The organism is Corynebacterium sp. zg254 (genome assembly GCF_024701495.1).
GTDB lineage: Bacteria > Actinomycetota > Actinomycetes > Mycobacteriales > Mycobacteriaceae > Corynebacterium > Corynebacterium zhongnanshanii.
This window is the reverse complement of the sequence record NZ_WIAR01000001.1, coordinates 226,416-250,187: the sequence shown is the minus strand read 5'-3', so window position 1 is coordinate 250,187 and position 23,772 is coordinate 226,416. Positions and strand designations below refer to the sequence as shown.

Annotated in this window: 20 protein-coding genes; 8 read left to right on the top strand and 12 right to left on the bottom strand. The window is 61.2% G+C overall.

What is annotated here, in order from left to right; all coding sequences use genetic code 11:
• The first annotated feature begins 4 nt into the window (after positions 1 to 4).
• Positions 5 to 865 carry a diaminopimelate epimerase gene (gene dapF, locus GC425_RS01190; protein WP_151844100.1) on the top strand — a complete coding sequence of 287 codons (861 nt, stop codon included), beginning with the start codon at positions 5 to 7 and terminating at the stop codon, positions 863 to 865.
• Here the strand turns inward: dapF and GC425_RS01185 are convergent.
• Positions 862 to 1,665 (bottom strand): hypothetical protein, encoded by an 804-nt coding sequence (locus GC425_RS01185; RefSeq protein ID WP_151841633.1) that lies wholly within the window; start codon positions 1,663 to 1,665, stop codon positions 862 to 864. The two genes, dapF and GC425_RS01185, sit on opposite strands and share 4 nt — an antisense overlap.
• Before the next feature lie 48 nt (positions 1,666 to 1,713).
• Here GC425_RS01185 and hflX point away from each other — a divergent pair, with 48 nt between their 5' ends.
• Positions 1,714 to 3,168 carry a GTPase HflX gene (hflX, locus tag GC425_RS01180; RefSeq protein ID WP_151844101.1) on the top strand — a complete coding sequence of 485 codons (1,455 nt, stop codon included), beginning with the start codon at positions 1,714 to 1,716 and terminating at the stop codon, positions 3,166 to 3,168.
• Positions 3,169 to 3,188: 20 nt separating this feature from the next.
• Here the strand turns inward: hflX and GC425_RS01175 are convergent, their stop codons facing one another.
• Together GC425_RS01175 and lexA are read right to left on the bottom strand one after the other, a co-directional pair.
• A complete protein-coding gene (locus GC425_RS01175) occupies positions 3,189 to 4,007 on the bottom strand; it encodes a DeoR/GlpR family DNA-binding transcription regulator (protein ID WP_151844102.1) in 819 nt (272 codons plus the stop codon).
• A 48-nt stretch (positions 4,008 to 4,055) separates the two neighbouring features.
• Positions 4,056 to 4,880 carry a transcriptional repressor LexA gene (gene lexA / locus GC425_RS01170; RefSeq protein ID WP_151841630.1) on the bottom strand — a complete coding sequence of 275 codons (825 nt, stop codon included), beginning with the start codon at positions 4,878 to 4,880 and terminating at the stop codon, positions 4,056 to 4,058.
• A 248-nt stretch (positions 4,881 to 5,128) separates the two neighbouring features.
• Between lexA and GC425_RS01165 the strand changes: the two genes are divergently transcribed.
• Positions 5,129 to 5,587 carry a hypothetical protein gene (locus GC425_RS01165; protein ID WP_151844103.1) on the top strand — a complete coding sequence of 153 codons (459 nt, stop codon included), beginning with the start codon at positions 5,129 to 5,131 and terminating at the stop codon, positions 5,585 to 5,587.
• Positions 5,588 to 5,620: 33 nt separating this feature from the next.
• Complete coding sequence (gene nrdR, locus GC425_RS01160) at positions 5,621 to 6,097, top strand: transcriptional regulator NrdR (protein ID WP_151841628.1); 477 nt, start codon at positions 5,621 to 5,623, stop codon at positions 6,095 to 6,097.
• On the opposite strand, the gene hrpA is transcribed toward nrdR, so the two are convergent.
• Positions 6,094 to 10,023, bottom strand: coding sequence for an ATP-dependent RNA helicase HrpA (hrpA, locus tag GC425_RS01155; RefSeq protein ID WP_231699704.1), 3,930 nt, complete (start codon positions 10,021 to 10,023; stop codon positions 6,094 to 6,096). The genes nrdR and hrpA overlap by 4 nt on opposite strands.
• A 156-nt stretch (positions 10,024 to 10,179) precedes the next feature.
• On the opposite strand from hrpA, the gene GC425_RS01150 reads away from it, so the two are divergent.
• Positions 10,180 to 11,157: a hydrogen peroxide-inducible genes activator gene (locus tag GC425_RS01150; protein WP_151841627.1), complete on the top strand. Its 978-nt coding sequence runs from the start codon at positions 10,180 to 10,182 to the stop codon at positions 11,155 to 11,157.
• Here the strand turns inward: GC425_RS01150 and GC425_RS01145 are convergent.
• Both GC425_RS01145 and GC425_RS01140 read right to left on the bottom strand, forming a co-directional pair.
• On the bottom strand, positions 11,154 to 13,712 hold the full coding sequence (locus tag GC425_RS01145) for an RNA helicase (RefSeq protein ID WP_151844292.1): 2,559 nt from the start codon (positions 13,710 to 13,712) through the stop codon (positions 11,154 to 11,156). The genes GC425_RS01150 and GC425_RS01145 overlap by 4 nt on opposite strands.
• 81 nt (positions 13,713 to 13,793) lie before the next feature.
• On the bottom strand, positions 13,794 to 14,723 hold the full coding sequence (locus GC425_RS01140) for a PAC2 family protein (protein WP_151844293.1): 930 nt from the start codon (positions 14,721 to 14,723) through the stop codon (positions 13,794 to 13,796).
• Positions 14,724 to 15,008: 285 nt separating this feature from the next.
• On the opposite strand from GC425_RS01140, the gene GC425_RS01135 reads away from it, so the two are divergent.
• On the top strand, positions 15,009 to 16,238 hold the full coding sequence (locus GC425_RS01135; RefSeq protein ID WP_192930375.1) for a DUF4192 family protein: 1,230 nt from the start codon (positions 15,009 to 15,011) through the stop codon (positions 16,236 to 16,238).
• Here the strand turns inward: GC425_RS01135 and galE are convergent.
• The 6 genes from galE to GC425_RS01105 form a co-directional block, all read right to left on the bottom strand.
• Positions 16,235 to 17,266: a UDP-glucose 4-epimerase GalE gene (gene galE, locus GC425_RS01130; protein WP_151844105.1), complete on the bottom strand. Its 1,032-nt coding sequence runs from the start codon at positions 17,264 to 17,266 to the stop codon at positions 16,235 to 16,237. The genes GC425_RS01135 and galE overlap by 4 nt on opposite strands.
• Before the next feature lie 3 nt (positions 17,267 to 17,269).
• Positions 17,270 to 17,992 (bottom strand): metal-dependent transcriptional regulator, encoded by a 723-nt coding sequence (locus GC425_RS01125; RefSeq protein WP_151841624.1) that lies wholly within the window; start codon positions 17,990 to 17,992, stop codon positions 17,270 to 17,272.
• Between the two features lie 52 nt (positions 17,993 to 18,044).
• Entirely contained in the window at positions 18,045 to 19,070 is a 1,026-nt protein-coding gene (locus tag GC425_RS01120) for a sigma-70 family RNA polymerase sigma factor (RefSeq protein ID WP_151844106.1), read from the bottom strand.
• 161 nt (positions 19,071 to 19,231) lie between these two features.
• Positions 19,232 to 19,687, bottom strand: a complete 456-nt coding sequence (dtd, locus tag GC425_RS01115; protein WP_151844107.1) for a D-aminoacyl-tRNA deacylase — start codon at positions 19,685 to 19,687, stop codon at positions 19,232 to 19,234.
• A complete protein-coding gene (locus GC425_RS01110) occupies positions 19,684 to 21,273 on the bottom strand; it encodes a methyltransferase (protein WP_151844108.1) in 1,590 nt (529 codons plus the stop codon). Before GC425_RS01110 ends, dtd begins: the two co-directional genes overlap by 4 nt.
• Positions 21,274 to 21,284: 11 nt before the next feature.
• Complete coding sequence (locus GC425_RS01105) at positions 21,285 to 21,695, bottom strand: DUF3099 domain-containing protein (protein WP_192930376.1); 411 nt, start codon at positions 21,693 to 21,695, stop codon at positions 21,285 to 21,287.
• A 59-nt stretch (positions 21,696 to 21,754) separates the two neighbouring features.
• On the opposite strand from GC425_RS01105, the gene GC425_RS01100 reads away from it, so the two are divergent.
• Together GC425_RS01100 and GC425_RS01095 are read left to right on the top strand one after the other, a co-directional pair.
• Entirely contained in the window at positions 21,755 to 21,997 is a 243-nt protein-coding gene (locus GC425_RS01100) for a DUF3039 domain-containing protein (protein WP_151841620.1), read from the top strand.
• Between the two features lie 37 nt (positions 21,998 to 22,034).
• The gene (locus GC425_RS01095) at positions 22,035 to 23,768 is read left to right on the top strand and encodes a DEAD/DEAH box helicase (protein WP_151842386.1); all 1,734 of its coding nucleotides are present in this window, start codon (positions 22,035 to 22,037) and stop codon (positions 23,766 to 23,768) included.
• The last annotated feature ends 4 nt before the right edge of the window (positions 23,769 to 23,772 follow it).

Sequence of the window (23,772 nt, the reverse complement as noted above, 5' to 3'; positions counted from 1 at the left end):
GCGCATGGCACGCTTTATTAAAGGACATGGCACCGAAAACGATTTCGTGATTCTGGTTGATCCGGACGCGGACCTCAAGCTTGAGGAGACCCACGTGGTTGCTCTGGCCGATCGCCGGGCAGGTATTGGTGGCGACGGAGTGATTCGTGTGGCTCGGGCACAGGCCCTGCTCGACGCCGGGGTGTTGGAAGCTTTACCCCAGGGGGTGCAGCCTGACGAGTGGTTCATGGACTATCGGAACGCAGACGGTTCTCTTGCGGAGATGTGCGGCAATGGTGTCCGGGTGTTTGCTCACGTCCTAGCTTCCGAGGAGTTGATCGATACCACGAAGGAATGCGGGGTGGGTACGCGCGCTGGACGTAAAACCGTCCAGGTGCACGCGTACGATGACCACAGCGCTGACGTGAGCGTGGGCATGGGGACGCCGGAGCTACGAGGGCTGTCTACAGCGTCGGTGGGGGATTTCCGCCTTGCTGGGCTTGCGGTGGACATGGGAAACCCGCACCTGGCTGCGGTGATCCCGGAGCTCACCGAGGAGGCCCTGGCCGACCTGCCCGTGGACCAGCCGGTGGAGTGGGATGCCGAGTTCTTCCCCCATGGCGTGAACCTTGAGGTGGTCACGCCCCTGAAGGACGATAGCGTCCACATGCGCGTTCACGAACGTGGCGTGGGCGAAACTCGCTCCTGCGGGACGGGGACCGTCGCCGCGACCGTTGCCGCCTTGGCCGACGCCGGGCGCGAGTCAGGAACGGTGACCGTCCATATCCCCGGCGGTACGGTGACCGTTGAGGTCAGAGAAGACTCCTCCGTCCTGCGCGGTCCGTCACGCATCGTCGCGCGCGGCGAGACTGACCTTCTGGACTAGTGGCCTCCGCAGCCACAGCCTCCTGAGCCGCATCCGCCAGAACCTCCACAGCCGGGCGCGTCCACCACGGTCGCGGTGAACTGGACCTGACCGGCGATGATGAGTGATCGGGGTGCGCCGGCGTCGTCAATGGCGAGGGACGCGATATCCGCAACATCAGCAGGAATCAGCAGCGTGAAATCGAAGGGCGCGTGGACGCTGCATGCCCAGAACTGCTGGCCGGTGAGCTGGTTAGTGCGCCGACCCACAGCCGAGGTTTCTACCACGATGGATGCGCTGGCGTGAGGGGACGTGCTCCCGGAGTTGAGATCCGTCAGGCCCGTGGCCTCGATCGTGCCTGGTGTTCCAGTGATGCCTGCGGCGGTGAGCATCGAGGGATCGGTGAACACCTCCACCGACGTGGCCAAGGCGGACACTTGTACCTGCTGATACTCCAGCGGCGGCTCATCGGACAGCATGGGCCCCTGGGCAATCGTGGCAGCGACGGATGCCACCACCGGTGCTTGCTGACCGGAGGTCTGAAGCGCCGGCGAATCGTCCACCACGTCGATCACACCGATGATGTCATCGACCATGCTCACGTGCGCGGAGGTGGATACTCCGCCGAAGTAACTGGCGAACGTTCCGAAGGGCTCCACGGCCATCACGACTAGGCGTGCACCGGAGGCGTCGTCATATTGCAATACCTGACCGCCGCGTACCTCGCCAGAGACGAACAGCTGGCCACTGGAATAGGCGGTTTCTAAAGCATCTTGCCATCGTGGGAACGCGAGCCCCACGCTCTTCAACTCCTCGATCATGATCCCTACCTTAGTACTGGTGCTGACAACGGTGTATAAAGGCTACTAATGAAAGATTTTTATGAGTACGACTACTCTGAATCCCCTCGACAGGATACATATACGCCAACGATTGGCGAACTTGATCTGGAGGCTCGCTCCAGCTTACGGCGCCTGACCCGCGGAACCAGCACTTACACCGATGAGCAGGCCGACGGTTACGACGTCGAGTATCGAAAACTGCGCCTGGAACGCGTGGTGCTCGTGGGCGTGTGGACAGAAGGAACGGTTCAACAGATTGAAGCCCGTCTGGATGAGCTGGCCGCGTTGGCGGAAACCGCCGGCTCGGAGATCGCCGACATGCTGTATCAAAAGCGCGACAAGCCGGACTCCGGAACATACATCGGAAGCGGTAAGGTCGACGAGCTAAAGTCCATCGTTGCGGAAACCGGCGCGGACACCGTGATTTGCGATGGTGAATTGTCCCCGGGCCAGATGATTGCGCTGGAAAAGGCGCTGGACGTCAAGGTTATTGACCGCACCATGCTCATTCTGGACATCTTCGCTCAGCATGCGAAGTCCAAGGAGGGTAAGGCGCAGGTTGCTCTGGCGCAGATGGAGTACCTGATTACCCGCGTGCGCGGCTGGGGTGGAGCACTGTCCCGCCAGGCTGGTGGCCGTGCGGGGTCCAACGGTGGCGTGGGTCTGCGTGGTCCTGGTGAGACGAAGATTGAAGCTGACCGTCGCCGCCTGCGCTCCGATATGGCCAAGCTCCGCAAGGAGATCGCCGCGATGAAGACCTCGCGTGAGGTCAAGCGTATGCGCCGTGATCAGGCCACGATCCCTCAGGTGGCGATTGCCGGGTACACCAATGCCGGTAAGTCCTCGCTGATTAACGCGCTGACCAACGCGGGTGTTCTGGTGGAGGATGCGTTGTTCGCCACGCTGGACCCCACCACGCGCCGCGCGAATCTGGCCGACGGCAGGGCCGTGGTCTTTACAGACACGGTGGGCTTTGTCCGCCATCTTCCCACGCAGCTCGTCGAGGCGTTCCGCTCGACGCTGGAGGAAGTGCTGGCCGCAGACGTGGTGCTGCACGTGGTGGACGGCTCGGATCCTTTCCCGATGGAGCAGATCGCTGCCGTGAATAAGGTGATTGGCGAAATTGTCGAGGAGACTGGACAGCCAGCACCACCGGAGATATTGGTCGTCAACAAGATCGACGCCGCCGATCCGCTGACTCTGGCCGAGCTCAGGCATCGGTTGGACGCCGTGGTGTTCGTGTCTGCGCACACGGGCGAGGGCATTCCGGAGTTGGAGACCCGGCTGGAGATGTTCCTCAACACCCTCGACCGGGAGGTGAGCCTTCACGTGCCGTTTAGCCGAGGAGATGTGGTTGCCCGGGTGCACGAGTATGGAACGGTCCTGACCGAGGAGTATGACGCCGACGGCACCTGGTTGCGCGTCCGGCTCCCTGCCCAGGTTGTGGACGAGTTGGCGGAGTTTTGCCACGAACAACACTAGGCTGCAGGTAGCGAGGGATCTTAGGGGAGAGGCTGGTACTCGTCCGCAAAGACGACGTCCACCTCTTCGTGTCGAAGCGCGTCGATGTACCTGGGGGGCGCGTCTTTATCGGTGACGACCGTGGCGATGTCGTTGATGCTGGCGAAGCTGACGAGGTAGTCGAGTCCGAACTTTGTGGAATCGCAAAGAGCCACCACGCGCTGAGCGTTCGTGACCATCGCTCGTTTAATCGCGCCCTCTTGAGCGTCCGGTGTGGACAGACCGTGCTGCATGGTGAGGGCATTGGTGCCGATGAATGCGACGTCCGCGCGCAACACTCCAATGGCGCGCGTGGCGATGTCGCCCACCACTGCTTGGGATTGGGGACGCACATGCCCACCGATGAGGCGAACATCGCACCGGGGCGCATCGGCCAGCATGGTGGCGATGGGCAGCGAGTTGGTGATGATGTGCACATCCACCGTGTCGTCCTCGGAGTGGTTCTTAGCCAGGGAAGCCGCGAGTTCTTCGGCCATCATCGCGGTGGTGGTGCCGGCGTCGATAAAGAGGGTAGCTGGGCCCGTGGGGATGGTCTGTAAGGCGGCCTTGCCGATGGCCTTTTTTGCAGCCAGTGCCGCCTTGGAGCGCGTTTCGATGGACGTGGACTCGTTCCGAAAGCTATACGCAGGAACCGCACCCCCATGAACGCGGTAGAGGCCACCCTCGTTGTCCAGGGTTGCGAGGTCTCGCCTGATTGTCTCCGCGGTGACGCCGAATTTTTCGGCCAGTTCAACAACGGTGACCCTGCCGTGTACTGCGGTGAGGGAGGCAATCTGCCTGCGACGTTCTTCTGAGTTCATCAGTGAGGACTCGACCTTCTCCTGTAGAGGGCACGCGCTCCGTGCCGCTTAGACCTTGCGGAGAACCGCAACTACCTTTCCGAGAATAGTTGATTGCTCGGCCGGGATGGGCGCGAACTCATCGTTATGGGGGAGGAGCCACAGTCCGGTCTCGTCCTTATGGAACTCCTTGACGGTCGCCTCATCATCGATCATTGCGGCCACGAAGTCCCCAAATTCGGCGGTGTTCTGGGACTTCACTGCAACCCAGTCGCCGTCCAAGATGCCCGCGTCTTTCATAGACATGCCCACCACCTGCAGGAGGAACAACTCGCCACTACCGACGAGCTCCTCGGGAAGAGGGAAGTGGGCCTCTACGTGTTGTTCGGCAAGAATCGGATTTCCGGCAGCGATCTGTCCGACGACGGGTACGTAGGTGGCCGTGGGAAGCTCCAATCCTTCAGCGTCTACCTGAGCGGCCTTGGGCTTCCTGCCGGGCTTCGGTTGGTTGCTGGGGTCCTCCGCAGACTGGTTGTATGCGCGAACATCCACAGCGCGCGGGCGCTTCAGTTCGCGCTTGAGAAAGCCCTTTTCCTCTAGCTGCGTGAGGTGGTACGAGACCGAGGAGGTGGAGTGTAGGCCAACCGCGTCTGCAATTTCGCGGATGCTCGGCGGGTAACCCCGCAACACGGTGGAGTCTCGAATGACTTCCATGATGCGGCGTTGGCGAGCGGTCAACGTGGCCTTGCCACCTTTTTCAGACGCGCTCTGCTCTGCTGCGCGCTCTTCGGCAGTCTTCTTCGGGCGGCCGCGCCGACGGCGAGGTTGAGATTGTGCCGCAGACGTCCCTTCGAGGGGAGTCACTGTGGCACGAGTGTTTTCAGTCTCTGGCATGGGCTCCTGCCTTCGTTGATGGTGCTGTGGACTCAACTCTAGCGCAGTTATCGAACAACTTAAAGCATTTGTTCGAAAAAAGTTCACAAAGGTCTAGACGGACTCGAACGCCTGTGCTAAATTCATCGTTAAGCAGAAAATAGAACATAGAGACGATGGCGTTCGATTATGTGTGCGGCGCTGTGAGGCGCGGATGACAGAATGAATGACAACCGAACGCACCAGTACTCAGAAGGGAGTGGTCACTCGTGACTACGTCATTTACTCAGCAGGTAGAGCGCCGAACGGATCGCAGTGCGGCGCGGCGTGCGATACCCGGATCGATTGCCCGGCTGGATCTTGATATGCGTGTGCAGCAGAAGCCCATGTGGGATGAGCACCAGGCCTCTCTAGAATCGAACACTGCCGGGGCAGGACGTGCTGTTGCTCCGTCGCGCAGTTTAGTGAGCCGTCGGCGTCGCATCGCAGCAACACCGCATACTGTGTTCGAATATTCACATCGGCATTCGCTGATCCAGCGCGTCATGCGGCGAGCCGATATGGTTGCGCGATCGCGCGGTGGTGTTGCAGTCTCCTTGGGGGCTATCGTGTTGGCGCTGGGGTTAAGCCCGGTGTTCTGGAGTGAGGAGCCAGCTCAACCACAGCCAGCGCCCGTGGTTGAGCATGTGAGTATCGACAGCAACGCTGGCGATATCTCACCTAGATAGCCCACGGGACCGGAAGGGGGATAGGATGAACATGTGTTGTGCCCTTCGTGTGGATCCGAATCGTCTCGTGTTGTTGACTCCCGTTCGATCGAACTGGGAATGGCGATCCGGCGGCGTCGCGAATGCGCCGCCTGTGAACATCGCTTTACCACGATCGAACGTTCAGTTCTGCTGGTGACCAAGCGCAACGGGGTGGTAGAAGACTTCAGTAGGGACAAGGTCATCAAGGGCGTACGCCGCGCATGCCAGGGACGAGAAGTTTCTGACGACGCACTGAAGCGACTCGCGCACGAAGTGGAACAAGCGATCCGCGCCGATCACGGATCCCAGGTGCAGGCCCACGATATCGGCTTGGCTATTCTGGGCCCCTTGAGAGACCTGGACGAGGTTGCGTACCTCAGGTTTGCCTCCGTCTACAAATCCTTCGACAGTGCCGAGGACTTCGAGCAAGAGATCGGATCCCTGCGTACCCATCGGCAACAGCGTGGCGGACACGCAGACCAGGACTAGCGGATCTTCGCCAAGGCCTTCCTAATGCGCGGAAGACTCACGGTCCGCGTGGTGCCCAAATGCTGGGCAAAGAGGCTCACCCGGAACTCCTCGATCATCCACCGAACCTCCTTGACCTGTGGGGACGCTGCACGAGTGGACGGGAGCCTGCGTAACGTATCCTCGAGAGCGGCAATCGCCTCCTGGACCTGATCGTCCAGATCAGCCTCGCGGTCCGGATCACGATCCAGCAACTCCAGACGCTCCTTCATCGCCGCCACATAGCGCGGAACATGCTGAAACGGCTGTACACCATGCCGTGCAAGGGCGTGTGGTCCCGCGAAGAACTCCAGCTGCGCGTTCATGTCCTCAATGGCTGCGCCAGACCAACCCTTCAGCTCAGCACGCATGTCGGCCACCGCCAAGATAGCGGGAGCCACAGCCACCACGTACTGCCTCACTAACGAGGGCCCTCGGCGTCGGGCGGAATCGATCACCTCGGCGCAGGTGTCAGGATCACGCACAATCGGCCCCGCGGACATCAGAATATCCTTACACGCCACCGTCACCACATCGGCGAGCAGGGACTCAAAACCGCCTGCAACACCACTTTCCAACGCGACTCTTTGACGCAACGGCAAGCCCTTCAGCATCTGCGGGGCAGAGACCGTACAGGCCGACGTCATAGAGTCCAGCACGAACTTAAATTGCTGGCCTGCAGCAGCCTGCTGTGAGGGGAATGCCTTCAGATCCACACCCTGAGGGGACTTCACCAACGCCGGGTACGTTTCGACAGTCTGCCCATCAATCACGGTAGACATCGTCTCCGGAATCACCCCGATACCGTCGGCATCCCATCGCCCTGCCGAGGCGAGCACATCACCGGTCGATGTGCCACCCGAACGCGAGGAGTGGGCAGCGCCGTCGGCTGGCGACGGCGCCTGACGTGCGGACGCCTGAGCCACAGCGCTGGTTACTTGCGCCTTCAACGAGGTCTGCAAGTCAGCCAAAACCCGAGACTTCTTCACCACCTTCCCCCGGCGATCAATCGCCGCGAACTGCATCCTCAGGTGATCCGGCACGCGCTCCCAATTGAAATCCGAGGCAGAAATGCCCACACCGCCCAGCTGCCGAAGCGCGTCGGCCAAGGCCACGTCGATTGGGCCATCAAAAGGCACCATGCGCTTTAACGCTTGCTCAGCAAACTGATTCGCCGGCACCACCGAGGTGCGCAAAGCCTTCGGCAGGGACTTGATCAGAACAATGACCAATTCCTGCCTCATGCCCGCCACCAGCCACTGAGCATCGGCAGCGGACACATTGCCGAGCAGCGGCAGCGGAATGCGCATCGTGATGCCGTCATCGGGATCTCCGGGACGGAACACATAGGACAGCTCGAACTCCAGCGAACCCTGCTTCCACGTGTCCGGAAACTCATCGGCCTCCGCGGCGCCTTCGTGAGACTCAATGAGCTTGTCGAGGGAGAAATTCAGTCGCTCGGGATTCTTATGCCGGGCCTTCTTCCACCACGAATCAAAGTGGCGGGCGGAGATAATGTGGTCGGGAAGGCGGGCGTCGTAGAAGTCGAAGAGTGTCTGGTCATCAACGATAATGTCCCGGCGGCGAACCTTATCCTCCAAAGAGCTGGCTTGCTCCAGAAGCTCCAGATTGTGCTTGTAGAAGTGGTGGCGAGTCCGCCAGTCACCCTCCACCAGCGCATGGCGGATGAAGAGCTCGCGGGCAGTCTCCTTATCAACCTTGCCCAGCAAGACAGGCCGATCCGCAATGACAGGCAGCCCCAACAGCAAAACCTTCTGAGTCGCCATGGCGGCGCCCTTCTTGGAAGACCAGTGCGGCTCCGAATAGGTGGTTTTGGTCAGATGCGGAGCCAACTCTTCCAGCCACTCCGGCGCAATGGGGGCCACAGAGCGCGCGAAGATCTGACTGGTTTCGACCAGCTCGGCAGCCATCACCCACTGTGGTGGCTTTTTAGCGGCGTGGCTGGAAGGATGGATCACGAAGCGGGAGTTCCGAGTGCCGGTAAACTGCTTCGAGTTTCCCTCACGCATGCCCACATGGGTGAGCAGCCCCGAGAGGATGGACTTATGGACCATGTCTTCGTTGATGCTGTCCGCGGCAAGGACCAATTCACGCACGTGGGGGATATTCGGGATAGACCAGGACAAGTCCTGAATGACGGTCAGCAGCTGACGGACCAGATCCATCCATTCCCTGATGCGCATATAGTGCAGGAACTCCTGCTGGCAGAGCTTCCGGAATTGATTACCGGACAGCGACTGCCGCTGTTCTTGCAGGTAATTCCACAGCCGGAGAACACTGATGAAATCAGAGTCGGTAGCGAAGCGGGCGTGCAGCTCGTCGGCCTTCTGCTGGTGCTCCAACGGGCGCTCCCGCACGTCCTGGATGCTGAGCGCGGCCACGATCACGCACAGTGGTTCCATGACGTTGTTGCGGTGGCCTTCCACAAGCATGCGGGCAAGACGCGGGTCCGTAGGGATGCGCGCCAGGTCGCGGCCGATGGGCGTCAACTCTTGCCTTTTATCCGGGGTGAGCGCCCCCAGCTCCTGCAGCAGGGCAACACCATCGCGAATCGACCGACGATCTGGCGCCTGAATAAACGGAAACTCCTCGATAGACCCAAGATTCAACGCCGCCATGGACAGGATGACGCTCGCCAGGTGCGTGCGCAGGATCTCCGGGTCGGTGAACTCCGGCCGAGCCTCGAAGTCCTCCTCCGAGTACAGCCGGATGGCGATGCCGTCGGCGGTACGTCCACAGCGTCCCGAACGCTGCTGAGCGCTGGCCTGGCTGATGGGCTCCACCGGAAGGCGCTGAACCTTGGTCCTGTGGGAATAGCGGGAAATCCTGGCCACGCCGGTGTCGATCACGTAGTGGATCCCCGGCACTGTCAGGGACGTCTCCGCGATGTTGGTCGCCAGCACGATGCGTCGCCGTGTTCCTTGCGGCTGGAACACGCGATGCTGTTCCGCGTTAGACAAACGACCAAACAGGGGGAGGATATCGACGCCGGGCCCGCGTCCCTTCGCGGTGAATTCTCCCGAGAGCACCTCGGCGGCGTCGCGAATCTCTCTCTCGCCGGAGAAGAAGCACAGGATGTCTCCCTGGCCTTCCCGCATGAGTTCCTGACAGGCTGCGACCAGGCCGTCGAGGGGGTCGATCTCGTCGCGAACGATCTCACCTGTTTTCTCGTTGAGCCTTTCGGTATACAGTGGCCGATAACGCACCTCGACAGGGTAGGTTCGCCCGGACACTTCGATGATGGGGGCGGGTTCGCCGTCGGCATCCTTGAAATGTTCGGCAAAGCTTTCGGGGTCGATCGTCGCTGAGGTGATGATGACCTTCAGATCGGGGCGGCGGGGAAGCAGCTGCTTGAGGTAGCCCAGGAGGTAGTCGATGTTGAGGGAGCGCTCGTGGGCCTCGTCGATGATGATGGTGTCGTAGTCGTGCAAGAGACGATCGTGCTGAATCTCGTTGAGCAGCACGCCATCGGTCATCAATTTCACGGCGGTGTGGGACGAGAGGGTGTCGTCGAATCGTATCTTGTATCCCACGAGGGATGCGGGGTCGCCGATGGTGCAGTTCGTCTCTTCTGCGATGCGCTCCGCCACGCTGCGTGCTGCGATGCGGCGGGGCTGGGTGTGCCCGATGATTTTCCGACGCCCACGGCCCAGGTCAAGACACATCTTCGGGATCTGAGTGGTTTTTCCCGATCCCGTTTCTCCGGCGATGATGACCACCTGGTGGGCGCTGATGGCATCCATGATTTCCTGCCTCCGGTCAGAGACGGGAAGGTCGGGGTACGTCATCGGGGGGATGGTCCGCAACGGGCGGTTTCTACGGTGCCGGGAGTGAGACTTGGCGTGCGTGCGAGGCTTACGAGCGCGGGTGTCCTTGGGCGTGTTCACTGGACAGAGTCTATCAAGTGTTGCTGCGCGACCTCTCACAATGGACACTGTTGCATAGGCTTAACCTTTGTCGCGAAACATAATTGTTAATATTCTTCACAAGAGAAACTAATTATGAGTAGACTAAGCACATTTGAAGGAAGAAAGGATGCAGCCGTGAGCCCACGCGAGTATCGCCCCACGATCTCTCAACTGAGAACTTTTACGACTATCGCTGAGACCGGTCACTTCGGTACCGCGGCGATACAGCTGGGAATCTCCCAGCCATCGCTGTCTCAGGGTTTGAACGCCTTGGAGATGGGTCTGGGAGCGCAGCTGATTGAACGCTCCACCCGGCGAGTCATCGTCACCCCCGTGGGGCGCAGCCTGCTTCCGCACGCTCGCGCCACGCTGGATAGCCTGGACTGCTTGGTTGCCTTGGCCAAAGGAGGGCACGGGGCGTTGATCGGGGAGTTTACGGTGGGCATCATTCCCACCATCGCCCCGTTCATCCTCCCGGGATTCTTGAAGCGCCTGCCTTCCGAAGCCCCGGACCTTCAACCCCACATTATTGAGGGGCAGACGTCGAGCCTCAGCGATTCCCTGCGACAGGGAAAAATCGACGTGGCGATCATCGCCGGGGGAGAAGACGTGAAGGGACTGGACTCCACTGAGCTGTACACCGAGGAGTTTGTGCTCATTGTGCCGTCGTCTAGTCCGCTGGCTGGACGCCGCGATGTGAGTGTGCGCGAGCTCGAGGCATTGGATCTGCTGCTGCTCGACGAAGGGCACTGTCTGCGCGATCAGGTGCTAAACATCTGCCGCCGCGCGGAACTGAGCACCAATCCTCAGCACGATCGCACCCGGGCTGCCGGATTGTCCACGATTGTGCAAATGGTGGCCGCAGGCCTGGGCTCCACCTTGATCCCGCTGTCGGCAGTGGAAGCGGAGTGCCAACGCCCCGGGCTTGGCATTGCGACCATCAAGGGTGGGGCACGCACGGCGAGTCGGACGGTAGAACTCGTCTACAGAAACAGTTCCGTGCAGGTGGAGGAGTTTAGGGCCCTGGGACGGATCCTGGAAAACACGTACCACGACGTGGTGACACGAAGCCGCGAGATCGTGGAGCGCTCGGTGATGGCACCGCGGCGCTAGCCCTCGACGATCTTGAGCTCGCCCAAGCGCACCTCGCCGGCCTCATCGGTTGCGTCAAGGTCCACCACGCCTTCCAACGCCCACCCATGGTCGCCCTCGGGATCGTCGATAATCTGGCGAACGAACCAGAAGTTCTTCTCGTCGCCCTCACCTTCACGGATGAGGATCATGTGGGAGGCACGCGCGGCGGCGTCCAGTCCTACGTCGGCATACTCCTCGAAGTAGTGGTCCATGGCAGTCGGCCAGTCTGGGGGCGAGTCCAGGTAGGAGTCCAACGTCTCCAGCTGTTCTTCCTTTTCGAAGGCGAACAACTCCACGTGGCGGAAGAAGTGATTGCGCACCATGCGCTTGAGCGCACGAGGGTTGCTCGTCAGCAGTGATGGATCCTCCACTCCGTAGGCCAGCTCCTGGACCTGCTCTTCAGTCAGGCTGGCATCCGGATCGGCCATGGCCGTCCACTCGTCGATGAGGGAGGAATCAACCTGGCGGATCAGCTCTCCCAGCCACACCAGGATGTCCTCCAACTCCTCGGTCCGGTGAGAAAGTGGGACTGAATGTTCCAACGTGCGCCAGGCGTCGGTCAAATAACGCAGCACAACGCCCTCGGAACGTCCCAAGCTATAGGTGGCGACGAGATCGCTGAACGTCATGGCCTTCTCGATCATGTCACGCACCACGGACTTCGGGCTCAATTCAAAATCGCGTGCCCAGGGGTTGCCCTCGCAGAAGGTCTCGTAGGCCTCCTCCAGCTCGTCGGCCAGTGGCTGTGGCCAGGAAATATCTTCCACGATGGCCATCCGCTCGGTGTAGTCCACCCCTTCGGCCTTCAGGGCGGAGATCTCCTCGCCGCGGGCGTGCGCGCGTTGGGCCAGCAGCACCTGGCGCGGATCGTCCAACACGGCCTCGAAGGTGGAGATGATGTCCAGGGTGTATGTCTCCGACTCGGGATCCAACAGGTCCAGCGCGGCCAACGCGAAGGGGGACAGGGGCTGATTCAGGGCGAAGTCGCGCTGCATGTCCTGCGTCAGACGCGCGTTCAGGCCCGACGGTGTGTCATCGGGAAACTCCTCCACAATACCCGCGTTGATCAGCCCGCGATACAGCTCAATGGTGTGGATGATGGACTTGTTCTGCTTGGCGCGAGAGTCATGGTTGGTGCGCAGAAGATTCTCGAGAGCCTCATAGGTCCATTGCTCGCGCGCCACCACGTTGAGCAGCATGGAGTGAGACATGCGGAACTGGCTCACCAGCTCCTCGGGCTCGGCCACGCTGAGGCGGTCAAAGGTCTTTTCCGTCCACACAACCTGACCCTCCGGGGCTGATTTCTTGCGAAGCTTTTTGAGCTTCTTGGGATCAGAACCGGCGCGTTCGCGAAGGCGATAATTCTCGATCTCGTGCTCAGGAGCTTGAATAATTACCGTTCCCTTGGTGTCATAACCGGCTCTGCCGGCGCGGCCGGCAATTTGATGGAACTCGCGGGATTTCACCAGGCGTTGCTTCACGCCGTCGTATTTTGCAAGACCGGTCATCAGCACGGTACGAATAGGGACGTTAATCCCCACGCCTAAGGTATCGGTGCCACAAATGACTTTCAGCAGGCCGGCTTGGGAAAGCTTTTCCACCAAACGCCGGTACTTCGGCAGCATTCCAGCGTGATGCACACCAATGCCGCGCCGCAGAAGCCGCGAGAGCGTCTTACCGAAGGCAGAACTGAACCTGAAGGAGCCAATGCCCTCTGCGATCGCCTTCTTGGCTTCTTCATCCACCAGAGACATGCTGGTCAAGGACTGCGCCCGTTCGATCGCCTCCCGTTGGCTGAAATGCACCACGTAGATGGGAGACAGGCCCTCGTGGATCAGGTTCTGAATCGTCTCGTGCACCGGGGTGTAGACGTAGTCAAACTCCAACGGAACAGGGCGCACCGACCCACTCACCAACGTGCTGGTGCGGCCAGTGCGTTCAGAGAGATCTTTTTCCAACCACTCCGTGTTACCCAGCGTGGCGCTCATCAATAAAAACTGTGCCTGCGGCAACTCCAGCAGAGGAATCTGCCAAGCCCACCCGCGGTCGGGCTCCGAATAATAGTGGAACTCGTCCATCACCACCTGGTCAATCCGCGCATTCTTGCCGTCGCGCAGCGCAATATTGGCCACGATTTCCGCGGTGGCGCAGATAATCGATGCATTGCCATTGACCGTGGCATCGCCGGTCATCATGCCGACGTTTTCGGGCCCGAACGTCTGGCATAAATCGAAAAACTTTTCACTCACCAGTGCCTTAATGGGTGCCGTATAAAAGCTCCGTTGCTTTCGCGCCAACGCTATAAAGTGTGCGGCAATAGCCACCATGGACTTTCCGGAGCCCGTCGGTGTGGCCAGAATGACGTTATCCTTCGCCACCAATGCAGTGGCGGCCTCCTCCTGGGCGGGGTAGAGCGTGATCCCACGATCACGCGTCCAGCCAAGGAAGGACTCCAAGATCGCGTCATCAACCAGCGATTCTGGTACCTCATCTAGGTCGGGAAGCAGTTCCGCCAGTTGTGCCGCAATGCCCACGGGACGTCCTTTCTGCGTGGAGGTAATGTAGGTCACCCCTCGTAAGTAGTTACCTCCACTGTACAGAGCCAGTCACCGCCGCTAGTCGTCGCCGGGCTCCGTGTCCTTATCCGCCACGTCCGCCAGGAACGCCTCGAACTCCGCACCCAATTCGTCGCCGGTGGGGATTTCCTCGCCTGGCTGCAACAGGTTGTTCTCCCGACGACGCCGACGTCGCTCCACCTCGGCGTCGTATTGCCCCTCCAGCGCCTGCACCACTTGGGCGATCTCCGGCGAATCCTCCATTTGATTCTCCAGCTGCTGCTGGACGCGGGATTGATCGCCCTCCAACGCGGACAGGGGGAACTCGCGATCAATCGTGGAAGACACGGCCTGCAGCAGCTTGACCGTGGCCTCAGGGTAATCGTTCGCGGCAATGTAGTGCGGCACGTGGGCGGTCAGCCCCACAGTCTCCACACCGCTGCGGGCGAGCTTCAACTCTGTCTCCAGGGAGGCAGCACCCGGAATGATCATCCGGGAATCCCACGTGGCAAAGTCCTGCAGCAACGCCGGATCCGAGGCATGCGCGGAGACAATCAACGGCCGAGTGTGCGGCACGGTCATGGGCGCAGAATACAGCGAGACCACCCGGTGGACGTTCAGCCGCCGAGCAAGCTGCACTACAGAATCGGAGAAGGCCTCCCACTTCAGGTCCGGTTCCGGCCCGGCCAGCAGCAGGAAGGGTTGCCCGCTGTCATCTTTCAACACGTGGAGGTTCAAACTCATCCGGTCACTGTCCACGATGCTGTTGTGATCGAGGGTGACTCCAGGCCGGCGTGAGCGGTAGTCCACGAGTTGATCCAGGTTAAAGGATGCAACCAGCTGATTATCCAGTGCCTGGAGCAGATGAGTGCCCACATTCACCACGGCTTGGCCGGCGTCCGCATAGCCCTGAAGAGCGACGATGAGAGGCACAGGAGAATCTGACTGATCACCGTGCACAACGGGGGCGGGGTACTCCAGATCGTACATGTTCTCAGACACGATATGCTCCTTCAAAATTTCCTACACTGTCCCAAAGGTATCGGACAAAGACTAGCAGAGATAGCCAATGACATGGGAAAACACGCGTCGGCGCGGGAGTTGAATGGGTTTTCCACAGCCCGCGGGTTTTCCACATCTGCCTGTGCGAAGAAGTCTGGCGGCCATCGCACTGCCTCTCCACCGTGAGGTGGGGGTGTTTCTATGGTCTCGCTTCATTCATCACACAGCGTAGCCATTGTGCTTCCTGGCTTGGCTTTCGAAAGGTACAACAGCATGACAGACCGAGATATTCCCTCGACGAATAATACCCAGTCTCCCCTCGACTGCGAGGAGGACCGCCCCCGCGTGAAATTGGGCGGAAACCCGGGCACCCTCATTGCCAGCATCCCAGCCCTCATGGGCTTTACCCCAGAGGAATCCCTAGTGATCGTGGGGCTCTACAACGCCTCGACTACGGGTCGCGCGATGAGGATCGGCCCCATCGTGCGCACAGACCTGGGCATGCGCTCCATTGCCGAGGGGCTCGACCAAATCATGGCCGTGTGCGACACCCTGTACGAACCCGAGGTCGTGGTTATTGCCGTGTCCGAGGAGGAGGAACTGGCCTGTGGTCTGCTGTCCGTGCTGGGCATGTTCTTCGAGGACAACCTCGTGGGGATCAACGGGCTTCATTGGGTGGAGAAGATCGAGTCTGGCGTTCCCTGGTGCTTCCCGGACGGCGAGATGGGCGGAGTGGTGGAGGACGTGGATGATAACCCCCTGCGGACCATCGGGCGATGCAGCGGGGCACTGCAGCTCAAGGACCGGGAGGAACGGGAACGCTGGCTGTTGCCCACGATGCCTCGACTCGATACCCGTGAGCTGCTGGCAGAGACTCCTGAGGACAAGGACGCCGACGAACATACCGACGCCATCCTCGCCGTGACTCGATTACTGTCCGATGTGGTGCTCGGCCACCGATCCCTGGACGAGGTGATTGAGGATCACGAGGCGTTGATGGCGGTGGCGCGGCTGGCCATTGATGAGGACGACCACACCTTCCTGGTGCTCTGTGCCCAGGGAACAGTCAACCCGGTCATGAGGGATATGGTGGCCGAATGTGCGCGGCGCACTCGCGGCAGCATGAGGATTCGGCTGTTGGCGCTGCTCAGCGTCATTCTTGCCTCCAACGACGAGGGGTCGTTGGCTCATTTCGTCGCCGCAGGTGCCGCAGAGGAATGTTCAGCCCGGTCGCAGAGGAACCACCATGATTGTCTGACCGAGGAGATGCTGGAAGTTCTGCTGGCCACCATGCGGTGCGGACATCAGCGGCAGACCGTGCGCGCTGTGGTGGCGTGTAGCCTGCATCATCTTGCCTCGCTCACACTCGAGCTGTCGGGGGAGTGTGCAGCCGATGTGGTGGATGATGCCGAGGTCGAAGAGCTCATTGAGTGGGCGGAGCAACTCGATGAGGCCCTGGATGTGCTGGAATGGCCAGCAATCACCCGGGCGCTCTCTACCTAGGCCTTGGCACTGTGTGCCCGGTCACCCAGAGTACTGGTGAAGGCCCACGCATCCTTCACGATAGTGGTGATGTCGCTGCGAGACGGCGACCATCCCAGCTCCTCGATCGCGCGGGCCGAGGAGGCAACGAGGGTGGCCGGGTCACCGGTGCGGCGCTCGGACTCCACTGCCGGAATGGCGTGGCCGGTGACCTCACGGCAGGTATCGATCACCTGACGCACGCTAAAGCCATCGCCGGAGCCGAGGTTAAAGATACGGTGCGTTCCGGGGACGTTGCTGGACGCGGCGAGGAGGTGAGCGTCGGCCAGATCACGGATATGGATGTAATCGCGCACGGCCGTGCCATCCTCGGTGGGGTAGTCCGTGCCGAAGATGCTGATGGAGTCACGATGCCCGAGGGCTACCTGGAGAATCAGGGGGATCAGGTGGGTTTCAATCTCTCGGTTTTCGCCCACGCTCCCATAGGCGCCCGCAACATTGAAATAGCGCAGTGAGGTCGCGCCCAGCCCGTAGGCCTTGGCGTAGCTGGTGATGATGTGGTCGATCGCCAGCTTGGACGCACCATAAGGGTTTGTGGGCTGCGTGGGCATGTCCTCCGTGATGGGGACCTGTTGCGGTTCGCCATACGTCGCGGCGGTGGAGGAGAACACCAGGTTGGAAACTCCGTGTTCCCGCATAGCATCGAGCAAACGAAGGCTGGTGACCACATTGTGGTGCCAGTAGAGGTCCGGCTTTTCCACGGATTCGCCGACGAGGGACCGGGCCGCGAAATGGAAGACAGCGCTCACATCACCGCTGGCCAGCACGTCGCCAATCACGTCGCGGACATCGCCCTCCACCAGTGTTGCGCCAGGCGCTACAGCCTCGCGGTTACCGGTGGAGAAGTCGTCGATGATCGTCACCTTATAGCCCTGCTCCACCAGCACATGGGCGCAGACGCTACCGACGTAGCCGGCTCCGCCCGTGACCACCACGTGCGCGCCGGAGGGAAGGGCAGAGGAACTACTCGACGTAGGGGAGTCCGTCATGGATTACTTCACAGCCTTTACCTGAATGGCGTGAGACAACTCGTCGGGCAGGTCGATGTACCCGTTGTCATTGCTCAGGCGAATGCCGTCTTCGGTGTTGACCAGGGTCACCGTGCTGCCGGGACCCATGGACAGCACGGACAGCTTTGCCATGATCTTGTGCTCCACCTGGACGATCTCGTTGATGCTGGCTACGATGACCTCAACGGGCTTGGTGGCATTCAAGTCAGCGGCTCGCTGAGCGTCAGGGTGGTGGTTTTCCTCCGCCTCGTTCAGCAGTTCCGTGCGGTGCTCATCTGGTGCATCATCCAACAAGACGTCCAGACCGGGGATCGGGTTGCCGAACGGTGAGGTGGTGCGCTCCTTGAGCACGTCAACCAGGCGCCGCTCAACATCATCACCCATGACGTGTTCCCAGCGGCAGGCCTCATCGTGCACCTTCTCCCAGGGCAGGCCGATGACATCGGTGAGCAGGCGTTCGGCTAAACGGTGCTTGCGCATCACAGCGGTGGCAAGCTCACGACCTTCGGCGCTGAGCTTCAGCGAACGGTCCTTGGAAATACTCAACAGACCGTCGCGTTCCATGCGGGCTACGGTCTGGCTGACGGTCGGGCCGGATTGATCCAGACGCTCCGCAATACGGGCACGCAGCGGTGGGATCCCTTCTTCTTCCAGCTCGTAAATTGTACGAAGGTACATTTCAGTAGTGTCGACGAGATCTCTCACCAGTTATGGACCTTTCTGTAAAAACTTTTAGCACTGCACATACAGTAGCAGCTTAAAGGGCGTATTCGCGGAGTTTGTCGGCACGATCGCCTTCTCGCAGCTTAGCCATCACTTCGCGTTCTATTTGGCGGACACGTTCACGCGACAGTCCGAAGCGCTTACCGATCTGATCCAGCGTGCGTGGCATGCCGTCATCAAGACCATAACGCAAGCGGATCACATCTTGTTCCCGTTCCTCGAGAGTATCCAAAACCGCCCGGATGTCAGAGTGGCGCAGGGAAGCCACCACCGCGGACTCGGCATCCGTGGCCTCGGAATCCTCGATGAAGTCTCCCAGGGGCGCTTCCTCGTCGGCACCCACCGGCATGTCCAGGCTCACCGGATCACGAGACTGCTTGAGCAGCATTTCGATCTTGTGCTCCTCGATGCCCGATTCTTCGGACAGCTCCTCATTGGTTGCCTCGCGGCCGAGCTGCTGGTACATCTCGCGCTTGATGCGGGAGAGCTTGTTGACCTGCTCGACCAGGTGCACCGGAAGGCGGATGGTGCGGGACTGGTCAGCCATACCGCGGGTGATGGCCTGACGGATCCACCAGGTGGCGTAGGTGGAGAACTTAAATCCCTTGGTGTAATCGAACTTCTCCATCGCGCGGATCAGGCCCAGGTTGCCTTCCTGGATCAAGTCCAGCAGAGGCATGCCGCGGCCCGTGTAGCGCTTGGCCAGGGACACCACCAGGCGAAGGTTAGCCTCCAGCAGGTGGCCGCGGGCAGCCTTTCCTTCGCGGGCGAGGATCTTCAGGTCGCGCTTCTTCGCGCGGCTCAAGTCATCAGAATTCTTCAGCAGGTGCTCTGCGTACAGTCCTACTTCGATGCGCTGGGACAGCTCAACTTCATCCTCGGCGGTCAGCAGGGCTGTTTTGCCGATGCCGTTCAGGTAGACGCGCACGAGGTCGGCCGAGGGGTTATCGTTATTTCCGCGGCGCCGGCCTTTATCTTCAGTTTTCTGTTCGGAATCCTCGACGGTGTCTGTGTTCTCGGTGGAATCGACGGTGGTCTCCTCAAACGTAGAGTTGCTCATTGCACTCAGCCCCTTCATTGGCATCCGAGATGTATATCGATGTATATACCGTTAGTGTGCGCGACAGGTTGCTCGCGCGGTTCTATGTGTGTAACGCATACGTGAAGCACTTTGTTCCCGGCGTCACATACCCGCTCCTCATTACCCCAAGATAGGGGTATCTACTCAGCCTCAACGAGTACAGTATATGGACCTTCGTTTGTGGACTGGACACGCATCATCGCTCCAAAGCGCCCGCTCTCCACATGCAGGCCTCGCGCGCGCAGCGCCTCGATGATGTTGGTGATGATGGGTTCGGCCACCTCGCCCGGCGCCGCGGCAGACCAGGAGGGGCGCCGTCCCTTCGCAGTCGCACCCATCAACGTGAACTGGCTGACCACCAGAATCTGTGCTCCCACGTCCAGCGCCGAATGCGTCCGTGGTTCATCCCACGGCGCGTCACGCTCCGGGAACAGGCGAAGCTCCGCGATTTTCCTCGCGACAGTCTCCCACGCGTCTGGCGAATCCTCCCGCCCGGCGCCGATGAGGGCCAGCAACGCTGGCCCTTCCACTTCGCCGACAACCTCGCCCTCTACAGTGACGGACGCGTGGCTTACGGTACTGATGACTGCCTTCATAGTTCCTCTACTATATCTGCCGGAAGAATCAGGCCGTGGCGCACCAGGTCCACCACGATCGGCGCGAGTGCCTCCGTGAAGGCGTCCCCGTCCAGGCCGTTGACCGCTGCATAGAGCTCGGCAATGTCCCGCAGCGTCAACCCATCTGGGTTGATTCCCTTGACGATCGCAGCCACGTGCTGGTCGACCTCGTGACTCCACGCCGGCCCGTCCGTCCTGCTCAGCCGTAGTGCATAATCTTTAAATCCGACGCCCAAGTCTCCATCACTGACGGATACATGTTCCAACGCCAGCGTGGGCCGCGCCGCATACTGCGTATCCAGGACGCTGTGCGCATCCTGACGATCCAACCACTCGGCACGCGCGAACCACTCGCGCGTTTCGTGGCCTAAGAAGGTGCCCGGCTGGAGGGCCTGATCCATCACCTCGAACGTGACCTCGCTGCTGGTTCCCGTGGTGCGCTTCATGTGTACATAGCCCATGCCGATATGGGTGATACCGGCGCCCATGAAATAGTCCAACCAGTCTGCGGTGCGCTTGATTCCCTCCGACGAGCGGGTGTCGATCCCTTCATCAGTGAGCCAGGTGTGAACGTACGTGGTGATGTCCACCAGGTCGCGTTGCACAACCCAGGCTCTGATGTCCTCACCCGGGATCCAGCCCGTGACCTTGGAGGCTGCGGAGTCGGCCTCGGTGAGCGCCCAGGCCGCAAGCAGGTGCGCCGTGCCGTGGTTTGCCAGGTGCTGCGCGGCCTGCTCGACGACCAGTCGGCTGGCGCCATCGAAGTCAAGCGGGGTCTCGCGGTAGCTTAAGCCGCAGTCCGGGCCGATCACAAAGGGCGGGTTGGAGACAATGAGATCGAAGAGCTGTCCCTCGACGGGCTCAAACCAGCTGCCCTCCACCCAGTCGATGCTCGCGTGCTGGGGGAACGCGCAGCGGGCAAACCCTAAAGCGCGGGAGGAGATGTCGGTCGCCGTGACCTCGACGGCGGAATGAGAGGTGGCTAACACGGTGGCAAGAACTCCCGAACCCGTGCCGAGATCCAACACACGAAGGGGTGGGGAGCCAGCGCGCTGGGCGTCGGATACAGGGGGAAGGACGGAGAGTAACGATAACGGGGCATTGCCCACGCCGGGGACGTGATTCGGGGCGGGGGTGCGTGCAGTCATCGAAGAATCCTGATCGCTGACGATGAGCACCTCGGCGCTCTCCGTCCCGCGGGCGGCGACGGGTCGGATGTCGACGGTGATGTGTGCACGGGTGGCGTCGGTGGGCGAGGCCTCGAGCACGCCCGCGGCGAGCAAGCCGTCCACATCGCCGTAGATGCCACGCCACTGATCCTGCGGCAGATCACGGCGCAGGACAACGCCCGCAACGCAGGTGTACTCCACGCTGTCCGGGGCATAGTCACCGTGGTCAACGGCCCACACCGCGCCAGCCGGATTGCCGGCGAGCATGGCGGCGTAGCCCTCGGGGCCCAGCACGGTGGTGAGGATGTCCGAACCAAAACCGCGCTGTGCCAGAGCGGAGACAAACGCACGCAGGATATCTTGCGTGGCAGGAGAGGTGGGGTCACAAAGAGTCACGAGGACTAATCCTAACGGTCCTGCGAGCGGCCGTCATGGTCAATCACCACTGGCGCCGGGGACGACGAAGCGTGAGTCTCCCCGGATTCCAAGGCCGCCCGGCGGGCCGACTCCACCCGAGCCCGGTTCTCCCGCACCAGGCCCGGCTTATAGACAGAGCGGGACTTCTTATCGGCCTCGCCGCGCTCATTAGCTAGGAGCACCGCCACCCAGGGCAGCGGCAGGGAAATGCACACAATCACCACTGCGAGCACCTGATTACCCAGGAGCCACCACACCAACCCCGACGCCAGGAACAGCGGGAGGCGAATCGCCTGGAGGATCATATACAGGCGGCGACGCCGGTGCCATCCCTCAAGGGGAGACCTCCGAGCGTCCGTAATCAATTCGACGTCGTGTTCGCGTCTGCCACCTGCAGCCATGGTCTCCACACTAGTACGCAGCTGGAAATTGGGACAGTGACAGGGCATGATGGAACACTGTGAGTACACCAAGCACAACGACAATTGAGCGCCCTGAAGTAACCACTGACCAGCGCAATGACGAGGACACCCCGAAGTTCTTCCACTACGTGAAGAAAAACGAGATCGTCGAATCGGCAGTGATGGGAAACATGGTTGTTGCCCTGTGTGGTGAAACCTTCCCCGTGCGCAAGCAGGCCAAGCCCGGATCCCCCGTGTGCCCTGACTGCGAACAGATCTACCAGTCCCTGCGTAGGCGTTAAAGGGGAGGGAGCTGTCACGTCTACCCACAGTCCCTCGCTGGATCATCTGCGTCTGTGGCAACGCGAAGCCTTACAGAAATATCTGGAGGACAACCCCCAGGACTTTCTCGCGGTCGCAACCCCAGGCGCTGGTAAGACCACCTTCGCGCTGACCACAGCACGCCTGCTGCTGGATACCCGAGTGGTGCAGCGGATCGTCATCGTGGTGCCCACCGAACACCTCAAACTCCAGTGGTCGCTTTCTGCGGCCGCCCAGGGCATTTCCATCGACCCGTCTTTTAGTAACTCCTCGGCCTTCAACCAGGCCTTCGATGGCGTGGCCGTGACCTATGCCCAGGTGGGCATGAAGCCCACCAAGCACTACCAGGTGGCCACCGCGCAAAAGACGCTGGTCATTCTGGACGAGATCCACCACGCAGGAGACGCCAAAAGCTGGGGCGACGGCGTGCGCTTCGCCTACGCGCACGCGGAGCGACGGTTGGCCCTCACCGGTACGCCGTTCCGCTCTGACGATGCGCAAATCCCCTTCGTGCGCTACGAAGACATCGGGGGAGGCGGTCTGCAATCCTCCGCGGACTACACCTACGGCTACTCGGAGGCCCTGAAGGACGGCGTGGTGCGGCCGGTCGTGTTCCTGACCTACTCCGGCACGGCGCGCTGGCGCAACAGTGCCGGAGAAGAGTTCGAAGCGCGACTGGGCGAGCCACTGAACGCTGAGCAGACAGCGCGTGCGTGGCGCACGGCCCTGGATCCGCGCGGCGACTGGATCCCCGCAGTGTTGCAGGCCGCCCACACGCGCCTGCAGCAGCTGCGCGAGCACACCCCCGATGCTGGCGGGCTGGTCATCGCCTCGGACAAGCAGACCGCCCGCGCTTACGCGAAGATCCTGGAACAGCTCAGCAGCACGCCCGTGACCGTGGTGCTGTCCGACGAAGCCGGCGCGTCCGACCGCATCAAGCAGTTCAACGATAATCAGGACGAGTGGTTGGTCGCAGTGCGCATGGTCTCCGAGGGCGTGGACGTCCCGCGCTTGGCCGTGGGCGTGTACGCCACGAGCGCCTCCACGCCGCTGTTCTTCGCGCAGGCCATTGGGCGTTTCGTGCGCTCCCGCAGGCCGGGAGAATCCGCGAGCGTGTTCTTGCCGAGTGTGCCGGTGTTGCTCGAGCTGGCGTCGAAAATGGAAAAACAACGCAACCACGTGCTGGCTAACCCGGATCGGCCGTCTGACGGGCTCGATGACGATCTGCTGGCGGCGGCGAATCGCGAGCAGAACGAACCGGGCGAAGAGCGCGGTTATGAGTCGGTCGGCGCGGAAGCCGAGCTGGACTCGCTGATTTTCGACGGTTCCACCTACGGTACGGCCACGATGGCGGGCTCAGCGGAGGAGCAGGACTACCTGGGTCTGCCCGGGCTGCTGGATGCCGAGCAGATGCGTACGCTGCTGCGCCAACGGCAACAGGAGCAACTGGATGCGCGCGAACGGGATCGCAAGGCGAAGCTCGCGGAGGAGCAGGAGCGCGCGGCGAAGAAAGCCGAGGCAGCTGCCGAGGAGGGCAGCGGCGCGAACCTGCACGCCCGGCGGGTGGCGAGCCAAGAACTTCCCGCACTACGCAAGGAACTCAACACGCTGGTGTCCATGACCGCGGCGCGCACCGGCAAGCCGCATGGCGCGATTCACAACGAGGTCCGCCGCAATTGCGGAGGTCCCGCGACCGCTCTGTGCACTGCAGAGCAATTGCGGGACCGGATCGCGTACCTGCGACGCTGGTAATGCG

What these genes read in the sequence shown, in the direction of transcription:
- dapF (WP_151844100.1), top strand. Translation starts at nt 5, where the DNA reads ATGGCACGCTTTATTAAAGGACATGGCACCGAAAACGATTTCGTGATT.
- GC425_RS01135 (WP_192930375.1), top strand. Translation starts at nt 15,009, where the DNA reads ATGACAGACCGAGATATTCCCTCGACGAATAATACCCAGTCTCCCCTC.
- galE (WP_151844105.1), bottom strand. Translation starts at nt 17,266, where the DNA reads ATGACGGACTCCCCTACGTCGAGTAGTTCCTCTGCCCTTCCCTCCGGC.
- GC425_RS01140 (WP_151844293.1), bottom strand. Translation starts at nt 14,723, where the DNA reads ATGTACGATCTGGAGTACCCCGCCCCCGTTGTGCACGGTGATCAGTCA.
- GC425_RS01185 (WP_151841633.1), bottom strand. Translation starts at nt 1,665, where the DNA reads ATGATCGAGGAGTTGAAGAGCGTGGGGCTCGCGTTCCCACGATGGCAA.
- GC425_RS01120 (WP_151844106.1), bottom strand. Translation starts at nt 19,070, where the DNA reads ATGAGCAACTCTACGTTTGAGGAGACCACCGTCGATTCCACCGAGAAC.
- lexA (WP_151841630.1), bottom strand. Translation starts at nt 4,880, where the DNA reads ATGCCAGAGACTGAAAACACTCGTGCCACAGTGACTCCCCTCGAAGGG.
- hflX (WP_151844101.1), top strand. Translation starts at nt 1,714, where the DNA reads ATGAAAGATTTTTATGAGTACGACTACTCTGAATCCCCTCGACAGGAT.
- dtd (WP_151844107.1), bottom strand. Translation starts at nt 19,687, where the DNA reads ATGAAGGCAGTCATCAGTACCGTAAGCCACGCGTCCGTCACTGTAGAG.
- GC425_RS01105 (WP_192930376.1), bottom strand. Translation starts at nt 21,695, where the DNA reads ATGGCTGCAGGTGGCAGACGCGAACACGACGTCGAATTGATTACGGAC.
- GC425_RS01175 (WP_151844102.1), bottom strand. Translation starts at nt 4,007, where the DNA reads ATGAACTCAGAAGAACGTCGCAGGCAGATTGCCTCCCTCACCGCAGTA.